The following is a 17,689-nucleotide window of genomic DNA, read 5'->3' as shown; positions in this document are numbered from 1 at the left end:
TTTAAAATATATCTGAATCCCCCATTGATATATACCAGTTTCTATAATCTGCTATTTGGCTAAATCCTTCAGAAAATTCTTTGGTGCACATATAAGTAAGCGGCATCCCCGGTGAAAAACCAAGTCTTTCCATAAGTAAATGCCTGGGATCGAAAAGAGACATCCAAAGATTAAAGTTGGAATCGGTCAAACCTTTTTCAGAATAATGATTATCAACGTGGATAAGGATTTCCTGAAGCAGCTTTAGATCGGGAGCACAAAAAAGATCCACAATATCTAATTCAGGACCTGTGGAAGGATCCGGCTGGAAGATCTTAGTGATCACCACACCCACACATGCTCCATCCTTACTAATTTCAAGGCAGCTATAATCATTTATCGGGCAGTCTCTATATCTCCAGTTCAGATACTTGGTGGAGCGGCTTACAGAAACAGAAAAACCAAGTTCAGAAATAATATTTTTTATAAAACCTGAGTGAGAATCGTCAAAGGTTTCAATGTTTTTTACTGAAGTAGTAAGTACAGTCTTTTTTAAATTTCCGGTACTTAAAGACAGGTTTGGAACTATGGCGACATCTTTCCACTCAATCTTTTTTACGAGTCCGTAATGTGAATTCTTATTCGGAAAACCCAAGACCATATTTACCCCGTGCTCTCTGTTCACTCTGTCATAGAGCTCCAGAGAAAGAGTAGAAAAAATTCCTTTCCCCTGAAAAGATGGATGTGTCATTGTAGTTCCTGACAGACTTGCCAGAACCTCCTTATCGCCCACCACCATTTCCAGCGCAGATACTGCATAATGCCCCGCCAGCACATCATCTTCCCACATAAGGTTGATCATCTCGGGGTCCAGAAAAGGATTATTTTTAAAACGCCAAAGCCAGAATTCTTTTGATAATTTTTTCTTGAAAGCAAGTTCAAACAGCTCTAAAATCTGTTCTTCATCTCCTTCTTTATATCTCTTTAATTCCATAATTAGATACTTATAAATTCATCTTCAGAAAAATCAGCCTTTGCCGTAGTATTGAGCACATTGTCCCATTCCATAGGAGAGATACCTGTTCCGGGCCTTTTTACTGTAAGATTTTCTTCAGTAAGTAATTCTCCCTTTTTTATATCTTTTTTAGCCACGATACTCTTTCGACCAAACTGTATGTTCTTCTTTTCTGAGGGTGAAGGTTCTTTGACTCCGCTCCCTGCAATGGCCAGTTCAATATTCCTAATAGCACTCACCATAGCCTTTAGTTCATCAGGTTCCAAAGAAGCTCTGTGATCAGGTCCGGGCAAATTTCTGTCGAGGGTGAAATGTTTTTCAATCACTGTCGCACCCAAAGCCACGGCGGCAATGGGAACTTCTATGCCGAGAGTATGATCTGAATAGCCAATCGCTACATCCAGGTTTTTCCCTATGCTGTTCATTGCCTTCAGATTTACATCGGCTAAGCGGAGTGGGATATTCTGTATTACAATGTAGAATGGTTATATCTTCTTTTTTTATTCCTTCAGAAGTTAAAACATTAAAAGCAGCTTCTACTTCCTGCATATTAGCCATTCCTGTAGAGAGTACTACCGTTTTACCAAAACTTGCTATTTTCCGCAGATAGATCAGGTTCGTCAGTTCCCCTGAAGGAACTTTAAAAAGTTCGATCCCAAGATTATCTAAAAATTCCAGGCTGTCAAGATCAAAGCCTGTTGAAAGAAATTTTATTGATTTCGAGTTACAATAATCGATGAGGGACTGGTGCATTTCTTCAGAAAGTTCCAGTTTTTTAAGCATTTGGTATTGAGAATCTGTGTCCCCCGTATTGGAATTCTGGTACTCTGCACGTTGCGCAGATTTGGTAACCAGCTTATCAGCTTTAAAAGTCTGAAACTTGACATAATCGGCACCTGCTTCCGCAGCCGCATCGATCAGTTTTTTAGCCTGTTCAAAATTACCGTTGTGGTTAACTCCTGCTTCCGCAATAATTAGTACTTCTTTCCTCATATAACTCTTCCTGGATTTCCTACAATTTTATTATTGTTTTCTATGTTCTTTAATACGACCGTGCCTGCTCCTATAATGACATTATCTCCTATTGTCACACCTTCTTTTATTACTGAATTGGCACCAACAAAGGAACCACTGCCAATGGACACATTACCCGCCAAAACAGCTCCCGGAGCTATATGGACTGCATCTCCTAATCTACATTCGTGCTCAACTACTGCTCCCGTATTCATTATACAATAATTTCCAATTGTGGCGAGTGCATTTAAATGAACTCCACTGCTAATGAAATTACCTATTCCCATTCGGGACAATCTGGAAACAGTGGACGAAGGATGAATAACATTTAAACAATTACGATTATTCGCTGTAATTAGCTCTCCTGTTTTTCTTCTTATCCGGTTATCCCCTATTCCAAGTATATAATCATATTCTGCAGACCAATTATATGCTTCATCACCTTCAAATCCTGCATACTTCAGGTCAAAAGGATTTATTGTCCTCTCATTTTTTTCGCAGTAATATTTTAAATCAAGACCCATTGCCAAAGCCGCATCTGCCACTACTAATCCGTGCCCGGAATATCCGACTATAACAATTCCTTTTTTATTCAAATTCCCGCTGTTGTTCAAATGCTTTACATTTTGGCATCTAAATATTTTCCTTTTTCGAGATGATCAAAATTTGGAATCATTTCATTAAAAAGCTCTGCGATTTCCTCCTTCGACCATTCCTCATTTTTTCTCATCCTCTCGATCTCCTTTTCAAAATGCTCGAGCTTCTCATTTTGCACATCTAAAGAATTTTTTATGATCCCAAGACTTTCAAATCTGTGGAGGTCCAGGATTTCTTCATCGGTAAAAAATTCTTCAAAATCTTTTTCTCCTGTGGTATCACTTGGAGCGAAGAGACACGGCCATTTTCCTTGCTGCGGGAGCTCATCCATTAAATTTCTCGCCTCATCTTCATTTTCGCATTCGTATGCTTCGTATCCTTTTTGCTCCAGGTATTTTACTGCTATATCTGAAAAACTTATTAGATGTAACTTTTCACTTAGCTTCGGGAAGAACACATCCCTGTTTTCCCCAAAAATGCAGGACATCAAGCATAATTCACCCGATTCCTGAGGTGTAACAAAATATCTCCTTACATCATTAGGAGCAACGATAGGCTGATTTTTCTGTAGTCTTTGATTAAAGCTGTGCAATAGTGAACCGTCAGAAAAAGCTACGTTGGCGAATCTTGCTGTTGAAATTGTAAAATTCTGGCTCCTGCGCATCAGGAACATTTCCATAATTCGCTTGGAAGCACCCATCATATTTACAGGGTTTGCGGCCTTATCTGTAGATACGCAAAAATATTTTTTAGTCTTCTTTTCTATACTTTGAAGAATGGTCTCATCTGTATTAAAAATGTTCACATCTATCATCCGCATTAGCGTAAATGGATCTTTTTCACTGCGGACATGCTTAAGAGCTGAAAGATTTAAAACGTAATCGTAATCTCCATCTGCCTTAATGAAAGATTTATATTCAACTGAACCAATATCCAGGGCAAATGTTCTAAAGTCTCCTGAGATATAACCAAAAGAACTTCTTATATCCCTCACAACTTCAACCAGATTATTTTCGCTAATATCAACTACATGAAGTTTCTTCGGATTCCTTTTAAAGATCTCTTTTGTTACAGCCTGGCCTATAGAACCCGCACCTCCCAAAACAAGAAATGAAGAACTGGTAATAATCTCCTGCAACTCATTTTCGTGCTCGCGAATGTCAGCATCAAAAAGGGCTTTTGTTCTTCCTATAAGTTTTAAAATATCCAATTTGTAAATTTTTTAAGCCAATTACCTTTTACACAGCGAATTTACGCATATGTTAAAGCTTAAGGTTCTTTTAATATTATAAAAAAAATATAAAACCCTTCCTACCGAATAGGAAATTTGACATTATTAGTGAGTATCCTGTTATTCCTCCAAAGGCTTCAACTGAAAATCAAAATATTTATTCCACTCACTTTTGTTACCGGAGAAAAATTGTCCATAGTAGGTAAAAATTGGAAAAAGAGGTTTTTCCTCTTCGGAATATTTCACGACAAGTCTTTGATCTGGTTCTGTATATTTATAATCTGAAAGATTGTATTGGTAACTATAGGGTTCGATCATTGAAAACAAGTCAATCGCTATAAATTTGTTCAGAATTTCTTCAGGAATTATTACTATATTTTCTTTTTCATTCTTCTGTTTAAGCATTCCCGCAAATGCATAGAATTTCACCGGATTTCCTTTTTGGGTAAAGTCTAAAGTTGCATCTTCAAGCAAAATGGTTTGGGAAGATTGGCTGCTAAGATCTTCTGCAGCAAAATAATCCCGAAAAACTTCCTGCTTTACATATCCCTTGAAAAAGCTAAATTGGATGAATACATTTAAACAAATAAAAGCTGCAATACTTCCAGATAGCAGCACACGTTTAGCAAGAGGCGACTTTAGGAGAAAAATTAGTGCACAAAAGCTGAGACTGGCCCCAAACCCAATTAGGAGTTGATGCCGCGACATATAATCTATATAAGTGGGATATTTGTTCACCATCAAATAAGGAAAAGCTCCTGCAAAAAAGATTATTATTCCCCAGGCGAGCATTTTCCAGGAAACTTGTATTTTAAGATCGATATTGGACAAAGCAGAGTAAATCCCAAAAGCTGTGGCTGCAAAAAGTATCCAAAGTTCAGGATATTCAAAAGACTCCGTCACGAACGGGAACAGATCTGTAACAAAGATCTTTAAAAGAACTGCTGTTCTGTAAGGAATTTGAATTAATGTTTCCAGGTTGACCTCGTTATAGCCAAGTGCTTCATATTGCTGAGATGGCATAAAGAAGTTAAGCCTCATTATCCAAAAAACGATAGGCAATAGAAAAAAGTCTATTCTCTTAAGGATAATAATAAACCAATTCTTTACATTTTCTAAGCTAAAGGGATAGGTAAAGCTTGTATAGAAAAAAGCAAAAAACAAAGGAACAACGTAAAAGAATAGTAGAGAATTGGTAAAAAAGGAAAGGAAAAAAAGAGCAATGACAATAGCCTATAGCCAATCCCTTTGCTTTCTCTAAACCTGAATAAAAAGTATGTTGCAACAACAAAGAGAGTTAAACAAAGCGTATAGGGAAATACGATCATCGTTATTTTCGAATCGTAATACGGGAATATTGTGAATATTAGAACCGAAAATAATAGGTAGATCCTGTTATTCCCTTTTGGTGAGACTCTATCTGTTATTCGAAATAATGTAAAAATTGAAAGTAACTGAAGTAAAAAAGTAAGCAGGTGATACAGAAATGGGGATCCTCCCAAAGACTTCAGAAACAGGTGAACATAACCAAAGACAATAATTCCGTTACCGTAATACTGGCTCATTATTCCTTTATCACTCATATTATAAAGCCCCCAGTCATCCCAAAAAATACCGGGATTGATCAGCATTAAAAAATTAGATAAAAAGAAAACCAGATATGTTATTTTTTCAATTCTGCCGAACATTAAGAACTTTAATTAGATTAAAACTTTTCAGTAGAAGAGGCGAAAACTCTACCGCTGCAAATTTGGGGACGGAAAGCCTTTTAAACGAAAATCTTCAGAATTCTCCTTTTGATGATTTACTTCTTCAGAAATAATATATAGGGGTCTGTTCTTTACTCCTTCGAAAATTTTTCCGACATAAAGCCCAACAATTCCCAGTGTAAGTATTATAATCCCCGAAAGCAACCAGATAGAAATAATTAAACTGGTAAATCCTAAAACATCTACTCCATCAATTAACCATTTCAGAAAATAAAAGACCGCCACGAGAAAGGAAATAATGGAAATAATTAGTCCTGAAGAAACCAGCAGTCTCAATGGCTTGTCCGAATAAGCAAGAATAATATCTGTGGCCAGTTTAAACAGTTTTCCCACACTGTAATTTGACTTACCTTCCTCCCTGTAATTATGCGCAACTTCAACTTTAGCAGTTTTAAAACCAACCCACTTCACCATTGTAGGAAAATATCTTATAGATTCCCTCATTGAGACTATGGCATTCACCACCTTTCTACTGTAAATACCAAAGCTACCCACAGTTTCATCCTGTTCGGCTCCGGTAAGGTAACCTAATGTCCTGTTGAAGCTCTTTGAGAACAACTTTTTTAAAGCATTATCTTTCCTCTCCATTCGCTGTGCCAGCACAAGATCGTAACCTTCCTGTGCTTTTAAATACAACTTCTCAATTTCTTCAGGTTGGTCCTGTAAATCGCAATCCATAACCACTACCCAATCTCCTTTAGCAAGATCTAATCCGGCGGTTACAGCATAATGTTGTCCAAAATTTCTGCTGAGTTTATAACCTTTTAATTTTGGCCTCTCTACCGCATATTGCTGGATTACTTCCCAGGAATTATCAGGTCCGCCGTCCTCTACAAAAATTATTTCATAGTCAGCCGTGATCACCTCAACGCTGGCTTCAATGCGCCGGATAAGTTCAGGAATAATTTTTCCAGCATTGTAAATAGGGCTAACAATGGAAATATGTGGCATAAATAAGTTTTTAGTCGTTGTTTACCTCAAATTTTTAGCCGCCAGGGTTCTTACCTCCTGCAGTAAACGAGCCTGATTAACATTTGCGTTATATTCGTCACTAAGCATCCTGATTACCTTTAATAAGCTCAGAAAAATGAACAAGCATATTCCTAAAGTGATTATCAGGGTTCAGTTTTATTTCCTTTGGTCCCTCTGAATTTGTTTCAAGAAGTATAGTAGGAGTTACTGCCTCCCCGGCAGTAAAAATTCTGTTGGTATAAAGTCTACCTTTAGATCCCACTAATTCCACACTACACTGATAGTAGTTATCAAAACCAAAAGCTATTTCTGAAAACAATTTTCCATTCTTTTGCTGAAGAAAAGCTCCTCCCCAAATGTCAACTTCCTGATCTTCGTTATTGAGCACTGCAGAAGTAACCTGAAGGTCATTTCCCAGCAATAATTGAGAAATCTTCACCGGATAAGCTCCGGCATCCAATAGAGCACCTCCACCAAGTTCTTCCTTGTAACGGATATTTTCCTTATCAGGAAAAGGCGGAAAACAGAAAGTACTTCTTACAATTCGCAGTTCTCCTAGTTTTCCATCCTTTAAAACGTCTAAAACATATTTCAACTGGGAGTGGAACCGAAACTGGAAGTTTTCTACAAGAACAAGATCTTTTTCCGAAGCAAGCTTATTAAGTTCAACTACCTCTTCGTAACTACAACCCAGAGATTTTTCAACCAGCACGTGAATACCTCTTTCAAGGGCTTTTCTCACCCACTCAAAATGAAGGGAATTTGGTAAAGGAATATAGACGGCATCCAAAGAAAAATTATCCAAAAGATTATCATATCCTTCAATTAATTTCTGTTGATCAACATCCTGCTTTTTAGAGGCACTTCTTGATCCAATACCAACCAGCTCAAATCTTTCCTGAAGAGATTCTATGGCCGGAATGACAGATCGAACGGCAATATTAGCGGCTCCAAGAACACCTATTCTTATTTTGTTTGCTTTTTCTTCCATTAAAGGTCAAAGGTTAACGCAGACAACAAGCTTCTTGCCTGAATATTCACGTAATTATTATGTTTCATAAAAGTTTGCATCTGGCTGTAGGTCATCCAGATATAATTCTCCGGTAGTTCTATCGGGAAACCCTCATCTGCAAAAATAACCATGCTCTTGTTCTGCTCTCTGTAAAAACGTCCACCCTCTTCAGATTGAAAAGTATCAAAAATGATATTTTCAGGCTTCGCGTTAAGAACTTCTTTTAAAAACGGAAGTGCTCCCAGTGAATATTCAGTTCTGTAGTTATCTGTAAGGCATTGTACTGTTGGGGCAAACTCAATAACATCAAAATTTCCGCATTCTAATTTTGCCTGAACTATAAAATGTAGTACTCCATTAATGCTCTTACAAATAAAGGCACAGATTCCTTCCTGCACTGGTCTCACCATAGGCTGGCTCCAGTTGATCACTTCCCTGTTCCCTATTTTTATATCGGCAGCTATTATTTCAAAATACTTCCTATCCTTATGATGTATAGAATTTTCTCCTATAACCCAGTCTTTAAGATCACTTAGCGGCATCTTCTGAACTTCCAGGTCGTAGTTACACTTTTGATTGGTAATGAATAATATAACATCGTTGAGACTGTTGTAGCTCTGTGCCTCATAAGAAGAAGATCTTAATAATGCCTCAGTATATTTTGTGAAGCAAATGTTACTCATCGTTCTTATCACTTCGATACTTTCGAGAGAAAAATCCCCCAGAGGAATACCTGAAATTACCGTACGGGTATCCATATTTATAACATTATCATAGCGCATTAACTCCTTTATCTGAGCTAATGTGAGCCAAAGGAAATTTTCAAGAACCTCAATTTCCTTTTCTATTTTGATAATAATATTTCTATTACGCTTTTTTAGAAATCTCGCCCCCTGTTCTGACTGGAGCTGATCCAGTAATATCTCTTCTTTTGTGGCATTCTGAAAATATTCGAGATATGCAGGAGCATTTCCTTTATGTACCCGGGAATAATTACTCCTGGTTGCCTGAAGGGACGGCGATAATTGTACATAATTGATGTTTCCGGGTTCAATCTTTGCCTGCATTAAAAAATGAAGCACTCCGTTAAATTCTTTGGTAATAAATCCCAAATAGCCTATTTCCGGCTGATTTATAATTGGCTGTTGCCAATGATGAACATTTCCTGCGTTGGTCTTAACATCGATCCCATCAATAGAGAAAAACTTACCCGATTCGTGATGCAACTTTTCTTCAGTCAGTTTCCAATTTTTGAGTTTGTAAAATGGAATTTGGCTCACCTTTACTTCCACCATTTCATTTTGATCCCTTATCCACTCTAATGCATAGGAGGTTTTGTTCAGAGAATTCTCCCTGTCCAAAAGACTTTTTAGAAATAAATTAATGTGGTCGTTCATCCTTAGCGGAATAGTATTTATTATTTGCTCTATTTCTGATCAAGATTTTTAAACTTCCGGAAATCGTCGTAATCCCTAATGACAATGTTATCTTCATATGTGAGCGAAGCCAAGACCAAACATACCGCACCGTATGAAAAGTCGATTAACTCCCGCCAGATTCCCGGCACTACATAAAGCCCATAATTAGGCTGATTAAGTTTAACTACTCGTTTATTTACACCATCATCAAGAAGCATATCAAAACTTCCACCCGTCGCTACTATTAATTGATAAAGGTCTTCGTGGGCATGCGCACCCCGGGATCCTCCCTCAGGAATATCGTATAGATAATATATACGTTTTACATCAAAAGGAATAGTTTCTTCACCTTTTACGGTTATCATATTACCTTCAGGACCCGAAATTGTCTCTAATGGTACAAGATGGCAGTCGTGAACTGTAAAATTTTTCATAGATTCTTCATCTTTTGAAATTCTTCGTAATCTCTAATTATATCTTCCTGGTCATTACTGGCAGATCCAAGGAACATAACCATAGCATTGGTAGAGAAATTACTCATTTGTATCCAGTTAAGCAGGCACGTATAAACCTTTATTGGCAGCATTTAATTGAAATTTTTCCTTTATTCTTCCGTTGTCCAGAACAACATCCAAACTTCCGGAAAGAGGAATAATAAAATTTTCCTGATTTTTATAGGCATACCCTTTCATTGCAGTATCCCCCGGCACACGATAGAGCCAGGAGGTTCTCTTTATAGCAAAAGGAATATGTAAATCTTTCTCGATATAGGTGAGATTACCTCTCTCGGGGTTTGCATTCTTTGAAAGAGTAATTATATGAGGTTCCAAATTCATAACTTATATAAATTTATCTACTGAAATTGTCAATTTCTTTTACAGGAATAGTTGATGCTATTTCCCTTAAGTAAGTACCATATTTAGATTTACCATATCTTTTAGACAATTTATGAAGAGTAGGTTTATCAATAAAACCACTTCTATAGGCCACTTCTTCTATACAACCTATCATCGTACTCTGGCGATTTTGCAGTACCCTAATAAATTCTGTCGCGTCGTCAAGAGACTCAACCGTACCTGTATCAAACCAGCTGCTACCCCTGGTCATAACTCCCACTTCGAGTTCATAAGCGTCCAGGTACATTTGGTTAATTGTAGAAATTTCTTTTTCTCCCCTTGCTGAAGGTTTTACATTTTTTGCGAATTCCACCACCTTATTATCGTAAAAGTATAGTCCCGGAATCGCGTATTTCGACTTCGGCTTTTTCGGTTTTTCTTCTATACTCTTTACTTTATTATCCTCGTCAAATTCCACAACTCCATATCGCTCCGGATCTTTAACAGGAAACGCAAAAATTGATGCTCCGTTAATATTTACTTTACTTCTTAAAAGATTGACCAAACCACTTCCGTAGAAAATATTATCACCTAAAACCAGCGCAACTTTATCATTGCCAATAAATTCTTCTCCAATTGTAAAAGCTTCTGCAAGCCCCTTAGGCTCCTCCTGTACTTCATAAGAGAATTTACATCCCACCTGTGACCCGTCTCCCAGAAGTTTTTTAAAAGCTTTCTGATCATGAGGTGTTGTAATTAAAAGAATTTCTTTTATTCCCGCTAACATTAAAACTGAAAGCGGATAATAGATCATAGGTTTATCATAAACAGGTAGAAGTTGCTTACTTACTGAAATTGTAATGGGAAACAATCTGGTTCCGGTTCCGCCTGCAAGTATAATTCCTTTCATTTCTTGTCTTTTAAATTAGCTCCCTTAGACTTTTACAGCTTTAAGAGTATTTAGTAATTTTTCTGAAATTTCCGAGAGTTGAGGAAGTGAAGTATGCTTCTCAACTTCTGAAGGAGAATTGAAATCCTGAAGTTGAATTTTTTTTGTTTCAGCTTTTACTGACTGGTAGTAATCATTAAATTTAAAACCTCCTCCTGCCAGCTTACCACTTAAAGGAGCCCAGGCAGAAGGAATTCCGTATGCGTGAGATAAAATGACTCCATGAAGAGAACTCGACACAGTAAAATCACAAGATTTTAGATCTGCCACAAAAGTTTCCATGGGTGAGAAAACATCGATATTTTTAACGTCACTTTTACTACTCCATTTCTCCACAATTTCCAGATCTTTGTCCACATAATGCGGTATAAGTCCCATTCTATACTTCTTTTCAACAGTGGGTTTGTAAAATTGAGGTAGTAAAATTGCTGGGTCACCATAAACTTCAGGCACTTCCAGGCCCATTTTAATAAGTTTCCCTCGTGTAAGAGGTCCGCGGCAGGAGATCACTTTTTTAGGCTTTACTACCATTTTTGAAGTTTCCCGTTTAAATCCCGACCCCATTACAGTAAGATTTTTTACAGCAGAATTATCCAGAACACTTCCTATAAATGAATAAACAGGTGGTACACCAACGTTTAGCACTTCCCGGTAACTCACTACTTCTTTTTTAAAAATCTTTTCAAACAGGTACTCGTTTAAAACATCTCCAATGTTATTGGAAGTATACTTGCCGCTGGACCATTTTACAATACGTTTATTACTATTGGTAAGGACTCCTACGTGTTTTTTTATTCTTCCTAACATTAGTTTGATTTTGTTATATCTTTTTAGCTCATGTATTTACCTACCATTGAGTCCTGAAACTCAATACGACTTTTCTGAAGTATTTATAACCACCTCGTTTTTTAAGTCAATTGAATTATAAGTCTTCCAGCTTTTGAACTCCTTTCCTGAAATCTTTTTTAGTTCGTTAATGTCAGTAGCTAATCTGTATTTAAGTTCTAAAAGAGTGGTCTCGCTCAATATTGGTCTTGCTATTTTTTCATTTGCAACGTAGAACAATAAATGATACAGTCTTGACATTTGCCGCGGCAAATATTTGTGAGCAATATCATAGTAACGAATGAGATATTTTCGGGAACTTTGGTTTCGGGCCTTAATCCATTTCGAGAAGTCAAATTGTTGTGCTCCTAAAAATCTGCAAATTTCGTTCAATGCCTGATTTGTATCCTTTTGCAAAGAACTTGTTTCCATGATAAGGATATTTTCCATATCAAAGTACTGCAGATAATAACTTAATTGGGTATAATACTGGCTAATCTGAACATAGTTGGAATCAGCCAAAACGACCTCATCAACATTTTTATACTTAAACCTTCCCCTGTACAGGTCGTGATGTAAATGAGAAATTATTCTGTCAATTGGATCTCTTAAAAGATAAATAAGTTTAACATTGGGAACAGAATCAAAAATTCTTTTAGGCACTTCAGGAAATACGTGGTTCCAGGTATAAGTAGAGTGTAGACTCTCCATTTAGCCTTTTATCATTTGAAAATTGATCCATATAATAAGATAAGGGTTTGTTAAAGAACTTATCAAAATAATGAGGTTCTTTTAACTTGCTCATTCCAATTTCAGGATGCAATTGCAGGTTGGAATGGAGAGTGCTTGTACCTGATTTCATAGCACCGATTATAATAAAATTTGGTAGAGGCATAATTTTCTATCAAAAATTAAATAATCATACCTGCAGCAACTGTCTCATTTGTAGATTCATCTATAAGAATAATGCTTCCTGTATTGCGGTTATCTCTATAAGAGTCTATCATAAGTCTATGTGTGGTACGAATGGTAACACGTGCAATGTCATTCATCTTCAAATCTTTATCTTCTTTAATACGATCATATGTATTAATATCGATCTTATAAAGTACATCTTTTATCATGGCTCTTTCTTCATTAGAAGTATGCTGGATAATATACTTCGTCCTTGGTTTTGCTGAAGTATTATTTAACCAACACAGCATCACATCAAATTCCTGGGAAGTTTCCGGTTGGTTATTTTTTTTAACAATCATATCACCCCTACTAACATCAATATCATCTTCTAGTGTTATAGCTATAGACATTGGAGCATACGCCTCATTCAGTTTCTGCTCCCCACAATTAATTGATTTTATTTTTGAAGTAAATCCAGAAGGTAATACCGCTACCTCATCTCCCACTCTATATATACCACTTGATACTCTTCCTGCATATCCACGATAGTCGATGAACCCATCCCGTTGTGGGCGTAGAACTGTTTGAACTGCAAAACGAGCATCTATTTTGTTTAAGTCACTGCTAATATGTAAAGTTTCCAAAGTATTTAAAAGAGTTCCACCCTGGTACCAATCCATATGCTTCGATCTATTAACCACATTATCACCTAGTAAGGCACTAATAGGAATAAATTGAACATCTTTCACAAGTAGTTTAGAAGAAAATTCTTCAAATTGGGAATTAATCTTATTAAAAACTTCTTCAGAATAATCTACAAGATCCATCTTATTGACACAAACAACAATATGTGGAATATTAAGCAATGATGCTATAAAGGAATGACGTTTAGTTTGTTCTATTACCCCGTGCCGTGCATCTATAAGTATTAAAGCAGCATTCGCTGTTGAAGCTCCTGTAACCATGTTCCTCGTATACTGGATATGTCCTGGAGTATCTGCTATAATAAATTTTCTCTTGGGAGTGGTAAAATATCTATACGCAACATCTATGGTAATACCCTGCTCTCTCTCATCCTTTAATCCATCGGTAAATAAGGCCATATCTACACCTTCATAACCTCTTTTTTGACTGGTTGCAGTGACAGATTGTATCTGGTCCTCAAAAATAGATTTAGAATCATAAAGTAATCTCCCTATTAAGGTACTCTTCCCGTCATCAACGCTTCCTGCAGTTGAAAATCTTAATAATTGATTATTGTTTATTTCCATAGTTATAGTAACACCTTAACTTATTGTAGATAAAGAAGGTTGTTTTAAAATTTTTAAATTGTCCTAATCTTTGTCATTCTAGAAATAACCCTGTCTCTTCCGGTCCTCCATTGCTGTTTCAGATCTTTTATCATCAGATCTATCACCTCTTTCCGTCTTCTTCATCGCTGCTACTTCAAGAGCAATTTTCTCCAGAGTATTTGCTTCAGATTCTATTCCTCCGGTAATTGTAATGTCTCCCAAAGTTCTAAATCTTATATTTTTTGTTTCTACTCTCTCACCTTCATCCAAAGTAAGATGTTCAGAAACCGGTATCCACGAATTATTCCTCCATACTACTTCCCGTCGGTGCGCCAGGTAAAGAGATGGAATGCTTATATTTTCTCTTTTAATATAATTCCAAACATCCATTTCTGTCCAGTTGCTAATAGGAAAGGCTCTGAAATGTTCACCTTCAAAATGTTTTCCATTCAACAAATTCCATAACTCCGGTCTTTGATTTTTTGGATCCCACTGTCCAAAATCATCCCTGTGGGAGAAAAAACGTTCTTTCGCACGGGCCTTTTCTTCATCGCGACGTCCTCCACCTATAGCACAGTCGATTTTATGTTCTTCAATAGTATCAAGAAGAGTGGTGATTTGAAGAGCATTTCGGGTAGCACTTTTTCCTTTTTCTTCGGCTACCCTTCCTCGATCAATCGATTCCTGCACAGATCCCACAATTAATTCCACACCTAATTCTCTTACTAATTGATCCCGAAATTCCATTGTCTCTGGAAAATTATGACTAGTATCTACGTGAACTAATGCAAAAGGAATTTTACTTGGAAAAAAAGCTTTTTTTGCAAGGTGTGTTACAAGAATGGAATCTTTTCCTCCGGAAAAAAGAATAACGGGTCTTTCAAACTGAGCCCAAACTTCCCGGAGGATATAAATTGCTTCAGATTCTAACTCGTCGAGGTAATTAAGGTAATACTTATTCATGTTCTTTTATGTCTAATTTTTTAGAGAGATATTGAAGTATAATTTTTTCTGATTCTTCTATACTTTCTGTTTTACCATCAATTTCTATATCTGGATTCACGGGTGATTCATAAGGGGCATCTATCCCAGTAAAATTAGAGATTTCTCCTGCTCTTGCTTTCTTATACAATCCCTTAACATCTCTTTTTTCACATTCTTCAATTGGTGTATTCACAAAAACCTCAACATAATCATCGTCGCCAATTATATTCCGTATTAAATCTCTGTCTTTTTGCAAAGGTGAAACAAATGATGCCAGCACCACAACTCCCGAATCTACAAAAAGCCTGGCAACTTCGGCAATCCTTCGCAGATTTTCTCTTCTATCTTCTCTTTGAAAACCTAAACCTTTATTAAGTCCTAACCTGATATTATCACCATCCAGGCTATAGGTATGGACCCTTTTGTTTATAAGAGCAACCTCTATAGCGTTGGAAAGTGTAGACTTGCCAGATCCAGACAGGCCTGTAAACCATACCACAAAAGAACTGTGACCCTTTAAATCATTTCTCGCAGCTCTGTTAATATGAAAACTATGTCCTGTAATGTTACTGCTCATTATTTAATCCTTTCTCCTGTTCTCAAGACCGAAATCTATTTTATACCAAACTCTCTCATGTAGGTAGTAAAGAACCATTTTCGTAATTACCTCTGCTATACCTACCTGTAAACCAACCATAGGATCACCGGAAATTATCCAAGCCAAAATCATAGTATCTATAGTACCAACAATTCGCCAAGTCACAGTTTTAGCCAAATGCCTTTTCCTACTATCACCATTTTTAGTTACACCTGCCTTAACATTAAACCAAAAACGCTCGTGGAAATAATAAAGCAGCATCTTAGTTATTACCTCTGCTAATCCAATTTTTAACCCGGTCAAAGGATTTCCTGTTACAAACCATGACAAAAGAATTGTGTCAATGGTTCCTACCATTCGCCAGGTTATACTTTTTGCAATATGGCGTTTATATGCTTTACCCAAGATTAGAAACTAAAAAATAGTTGTTTAATAGATTCTCTCTATTATAAAGCATTGGTTCAGACGTAGTTTTATCAATAACTTTAATGCCAACTGCTTCACAAATAGCCTGACCTGCAGCTGTGTCCCACTCCATTGTAGGGGCAAAACGAGGATAAACCTCTGCCAATCCTTCAGCAACGAGGCAAAATTTTAATGAACTCCCTTTTGAGACTATTTCTATTTCTTTACCAGAGGTTTTTTTTAACGAGTCAATATAATCCATAGTCTCAGTGTTCATATGGGACCTACTACCAACCACTCTTATCTTGTTCTTATTATTGGAAGGATGTAACTCATCTGCACGAGATAAAGCTAATTCCATATTCTCTTCCTTTTTCAATTTAACCCTGTAACTTTTGTTTTCCTTAACATTTGCAAAATACATAGTTTCCGTTACAGGAATATAAATTACTCCCAGCACGGGTTTATTATTTTCAATAAGTGCTATATTTACAGTAAATTCTCCATTTTTCTTAATAAACTCTTTAGTTCCATCAAGCGGATCTACAATCCAACATTTACTCCACTTTTTCCTTTGATCATAAGGCAGCTCCTTATTTTCTTCACTTATAACAGGTATAGTTGTTTCTTTAAGAAAAGAAAGAATTACCTCATTAGCATTTTTATCTGCTATTGTTAAAGGAGAATTATCAGTTTTTTGAACTATCTCAAATTCACCACTATTGTAGATCTTCATGATCTCTTCTCCTCCAGCAAAAGCCGCTTTCATTGCTAAAATTAATTCTTTATTTTTCATATATTCCTATAGCTGTAAATTCATAGTACAAAAAATTCAATTATTTAGATTTAAAATTGGGTTTTAAGTTTTATAGTAGGATCTGTACCAATCAACAAATGCCCCAACTCCTTGTTCAATAGGAGTTGAAGGATTATAATCAAAATCCTTCTTGAGTGTTTCTACATCTGCCCACGTTCTATTCACATCTCCGGGTTGCATTGGCAACATTTCTTTCTTTGCCTCCTTTCCGAGATTTTTTTCAATCTCATTAATAAAATCGAGCAACTTTACAGGTTTACTGTTACCTATGTTGTATAGTGAATAATTTGCAACTTCGCTAAGTTGCTTCAGGTTCTGCTTTTATCACCTTAACAATTCCCTCTATAATATCATCTATATAAGTAAAGTCCCGCTCAAGATTACCCTGATTAAAAACCTTAATTGGCTGGTCTTTTATAATGGCATCAGTAAATAAAAACATAGCCATGTCGGGACGTCCCCATGGGCCGTAAACTGTAAAAAATCTTAATCCCGTAGTTTTAAATCCGTATAAATGACTATATGTATAAGCCATTAACTCATTGCTTTTCTTTGTTGCCGCATATAAACTAATAGGATGGTCTACATTATCTTCTACAGAGAAGGGAACTTTCTCATTTTGACCATAAACGCTTGAACTACTGGCATACACAAGGTGCTGAACATTATTATTCCTGCAGCCTTCCAAAATATTTAAAAATCCAGTTATATTAGAATCTACATAAGCTTCCGGATTTTCAATACTATACCTTACCCCTGCCTGTGCGGCCAGATTACAAACTGCAGAAAAAGAATGATCTTTAAATAGGACGGGCAGATTTTCCCTGTCTTCTAGGTTTATTCTGATAAATTTAAAATTAGAATACCGTTCACTATTAGCTTCCAAATTATATTTTTCTGCTTCTTTACGACTAACACCTAATTCTTTTAATCTTCCAAATTTTAAGTTGATGTCGTAATAGTCATTGATATTATCTATACCAACCACCTGATAGCCGTCATCCAAAAGCTTTTTCGCCAGGTGAAAACCTATAAAACCAGCAGCGCCTGTAATTAAAATTTTACTCATTAAAAATCAA

The 17,689-nt window shown here is 36.4% G+C and carries 18 protein-coding genes and 2 pseudogenes; all 20 read right to left on the bottom strand.

Features of this window, described 5'->3' with window-relative positions; genetic code table 11:
- Position 1: 1 nt before the first annotated feature.
- The 20 genes and pseudogenes from LZ575_RS00385 to LZ575_RS00290 all read right to left on the bottom strand — a co-directional run bounded on the left by LZ575_RS00385 (position 2) and on the right by LZ575_RS00290 (position 17,679).
- Positions 2 to 973, bottom strand: a complete 972-nt coding sequence (locus LZ575_RS00385; RefSeq protein WP_235327542.1) for a GNAT family N-acetyltransferase — start codon at positions 971 to 973, stop codon at positions 2 to 4.
- 2 nt (positions 974 to 975) lie between these two features.
- Positions 976 to 1,987: pseudogene (neuB, locus tag LZ575_RS00380) on the bottom strand (N-acetylneuraminate synthase).
- Positions 1,984 to 2,604 (bottom strand): acetyltransferase, encoded by a 621-nt coding sequence (locus LZ575_RS00375; protein WP_235327540.1) that lies wholly within the window; start codon positions 2,602 to 2,604, stop codon positions 1,984 to 1,986. The pseudogene neuB and the gene LZ575_RS00375 overlap by 4 nt, the downstream one beginning before the upstream one ends.
- Before the next feature lie 23 nt (positions 2,605 to 2,627).
- On the bottom strand, positions 2,628 to 3,815 hold the full coding sequence (locus LZ575_RS00370; RefSeq protein WP_235327538.1) for a UDP-N-acetylglucosamine 4,6-dehydratase: 1,188 nt from the start codon (positions 3,813 to 3,815) through the stop codon (positions 2,628 to 2,630).
- Between the two features lie 141 nt (positions 3,816 to 3,956).
- Positions 3,957 to 4,859, bottom strand: a complete 903-nt coding sequence (locus LZ575_RS00365) for a hypothetical protein (protein ID WP_235327536.1) — start codon at positions 4,857 to 4,859, stop codon at positions 3,957 to 3,959.
- 713 nt (positions 4,860 to 5,572) lie between these two features.
- On the bottom strand, positions 5,573 to 6,556 hold the full coding sequence (locus LZ575_RS00360) for a glycosyltransferase family 2 protein (protein WP_235327534.1): 984 nt from the start codon (positions 6,554 to 6,556) through the stop codon (positions 5,573 to 5,575).
- A 100-nt stretch (positions 6,557 to 6,656) separates the two neighbouring features.
- Complete coding sequence (locus LZ575_RS00355; protein WP_235327532.1) at positions 6,657 to 7,568, bottom strand: Gfo/Idh/MocA family protein; 912 nt, start codon at positions 7,566 to 7,568, stop codon at positions 6,657 to 6,659.
- Positions 7,568 to 8,986 carry an NDP-hexose 2,3-dehydratase family protein gene (locus LZ575_RS00350; protein WP_235327530.1) on the bottom strand — a complete coding sequence of 473 codons (1,419 nt, stop codon included), beginning with the start codon at positions 8,984 to 8,986 and terminating at the stop codon, positions 7,568 to 7,570. The genes LZ575_RS00355 and LZ575_RS00350 overlap by 1 nt, the downstream gene beginning before the upstream one ends.
- A 29-nt stretch (positions 8,987 to 9,015) precedes the next feature.
- Entirely contained in the window at positions 9,016 to 9,441 is a 426-nt protein-coding gene (locus tag LZ575_RS00345) for an FdtA/QdtA family cupin domain-containing protein (RefSeq protein ID WP_235327528.1), read from the bottom strand.
- Complete coding sequence (locus tag LZ575_RS00340) at positions 9,438 to 9,548, bottom strand: WxcM-like domain-containing protein (RefSeq protein ID WP_235327526.1); 111 nt, start codon at positions 9,546 to 9,548, stop codon at positions 9,438 to 9,440. The genes LZ575_RS00345 and LZ575_RS00340 overlap by 4 nt, the downstream gene beginning before the upstream one ends.
- Before the next feature lie 10 nt (positions 9,549 to 9,558).
- A complete protein-coding gene (locus tag LZ575_RS00335; protein ID WP_235327524.1) occupies positions 9,559 to 9,843 on the bottom strand; it encodes an FdtA/QdtA family cupin domain-containing protein in 285 nt (94 codons plus the stop codon).
- A 13-nt stretch (positions 9,844 to 9,856) separates the two neighbouring features.
- On the bottom strand, positions 9,857 to 10,753 hold the full coding sequence (rfbA, locus tag LZ575_RS00330) for a glucose-1-phosphate thymidylyltransferase RfbA (RefSeq protein WP_235327522.1): 897 nt from the start codon (positions 10,751 to 10,753) through the stop codon (positions 9,857 to 9,859).
- A 24-nt stretch (positions 10,754 to 10,777) separates the two neighbouring features.
- Complete coding sequence (locus LZ575_RS00325) at positions 10,778 to 11,599, bottom strand: polysaccharide pyruvyl transferase family protein (protein WP_235327520.1); 822 nt, start codon at positions 11,597 to 11,599, stop codon at positions 10,778 to 10,780.
- Between the two features lie 60 nt (positions 11,600 to 11,659).
- A complete protein-coding gene (locus LZ575_RS00320; RefSeq protein ID WP_235327518.1) occupies positions 11,660 to 12,328 on the bottom strand; it encodes a sulfotransferase domain-containing protein in 669 nt (222 codons plus the stop codon).
- A gap of 200 nt (positions 12,329 to 12,528) precedes the next feature.
- Positions 12,529 to 13,785, bottom strand: a complete 1,257-nt coding sequence (locus LZ575_RS00315; RefSeq protein ID WP_235327516.1) for a sulfate adenylyltransferase subunit 1 — start codon at positions 13,783 to 13,785, stop codon at positions 12,529 to 12,531.
- 78 nt (positions 13,786 to 13,863) lie between these two features.
- On the bottom strand, positions 13,864 to 14,769 hold the full coding sequence (gene cysD / locus LZ575_RS00310) for a sulfate adenylyltransferase subunit CysD (RefSeq protein WP_235327514.1): 906 nt from the start codon (positions 14,767 to 14,769) through the stop codon (positions 13,864 to 13,866).
- Entirely contained in the window at positions 14,762 to 15,367 is a 606-nt protein-coding gene (gene cysC, locus LZ575_RS00305) for an adenylyl-sulfate kinase (RefSeq protein WP_235327512.1), read from the bottom strand. The genes cysD and cysC overlap by 8 nt, the downstream gene beginning before the upstream one ends.
- A 3-nt stretch (positions 15,368 to 15,370) precedes the next feature.
- Complete coding sequence (locus LZ575_RS00300) at positions 15,371 to 15,745, bottom strand: DUF2061 domain-containing protein (RefSeq protein WP_235327510.1); 375 nt, start codon at positions 15,743 to 15,745, stop codon at positions 15,371 to 15,373.
- 40 nt (positions 15,746 to 15,785) lie between these two features.
- A complete protein-coding gene (cysQ, locus tag LZ575_RS00295) occupies positions 15,786 to 16,589 on the bottom strand; it encodes a 3'(2'),5'-bisphosphate nucleotidase CysQ (protein ID WP_235327508.1) in 804 nt (267 codons plus the stop codon).
- A gap of 63 nt (positions 16,590 to 16,652) precedes the next feature.
- Positions 16,653 to 17,679: pseudogene (locus LZ575_RS00290) on the bottom strand (NAD-dependent epimerase).
- Positions 17,680 to 17,689: the final 10 nt, after the last annotated feature.

Origin of the sequence: Antarcticibacterium sp. 1MA-6-2, assembly GCF_021535135.1 — a bacterium.
Taxonomy (GTDB): Bacteria; Bacteroidota; Bacteroidia; order Flavobacteriales; family Flavobacteriaceae; genus Gillisia.
The sequence above is the reverse complement of the archived record's forward strand: the minus strand, read 5'-3'. Positions and strand labels throughout refer to the sequence as shown.

What these genes read in the sequence shown, in the direction of transcription:
- LZ575_RS00355 (WP_235327532.1), bottom strand. Translation starts at nt 7,568, where the DNA reads ATGGAAGAAAAAGCAAACAAAATAAGAATAGGTGTTCTTGGAGCCGCT.
- LZ575_RS00320 (WP_235327518.1), bottom strand. Translation starts at nt 12,328, where the DNA reads ATGGAGAGTCTACACTCTACTTATACCTGGAACCACGTATTTCCTGAA.
- LZ575_RS00335 (WP_235327524.1), bottom strand. Translation starts at nt 9,843, where the DNA reads ATGAATTTGGAACCTCATATAATTACTCTTTCAAAGAATGCAAACCCC.
- cysQ (WP_235327508.1), bottom strand. Translation starts at nt 16,589, where the DNA reads ATGAAAAATAAAGAATTAATTTTAGCAATGAAAGCGGCTTTTGCTGGA.
- cysC (WP_235327512.1), bottom strand. Translation starts at nt 15,367, where the DNA reads ATGAGCAGTAACATTACAGGACATAGTTTTCATATTAACAGAGCTGCG.
- rfbA (WP_235327522.1), bottom strand. Translation starts at nt 10,753, where the DNA reads ATGAAAGGAATTATACTTGCAGGCGGAACCGGAACCAGATTGTTTCCC.
- cysD (WP_235327514.1), bottom strand. Translation starts at nt 14,769, where the DNA reads ATGAATAAGTATTACCTTAATTACCTCGACGAGTTAGAATCTGAAGCA.
- LZ575_RS00360 (WP_235327534.1), bottom strand. Translation starts at nt 6,556, where the DNA reads ATGCCACATATTTCCATTGTTAGCCCTATTTACAATGCTGGAAAAATT.
- LZ575_RS00345 (WP_235327528.1), bottom strand. Translation starts at nt 9,441, where the DNA reads ATGAAAAATTTTACAGTTCACGACTGCCATCTTGTACCATTAGAGACA.
- LZ575_RS00365 (WP_235327536.1), bottom strand. Translation starts at nt 4,859, where the DNA reads ATGCCATCTCAGCAATATGAAGCACTTGGCTATAACGAGGTCAACCTG.
- LZ575_RS00300 (WP_235327510.1), bottom strand. Translation starts at nt 15,745, where the DNA reads ATGGTAGGAACCATTGACACAATTCTTTTGTCATGGTTTGTAACAGGA.
- LZ575_RS00325 (WP_235327520.1), bottom strand. Translation starts at nt 11,599, where the DNA reads ATGTTAGGAAGAATAAAAAAACACGTAGGAGTCCTTACCAATAGTAAT.
- LZ575_RS00340 (WP_235327526.1), bottom strand. Translation starts at nt 9,548, where the DNA reads ATGAGTAATTTCTCTACCAATGCTATGGTTATGTTCCTTGGATCTGCC.
- LZ575_RS00385 (WP_235327542.1), bottom strand. Translation starts at nt 973, where the DNA reads ATGGAATTAAAGAGATATAAAGAAGGAGATGAAGAACAGATTTTAGAG.
- LZ575_RS00350 (WP_235327530.1), bottom strand. Translation starts at nt 8,986, where the DNA reads ATGAACGACCACATTAATTTATTTCTAAAAAGTCTTTTGGACAGGGAG.
- LZ575_RS00315 (WP_235327516.1), bottom strand. Translation starts at nt 13,785, where the DNA reads ATGGAAATAAACAATAATCAATTATTAAGATTTTCAACTGCAGGAAGC.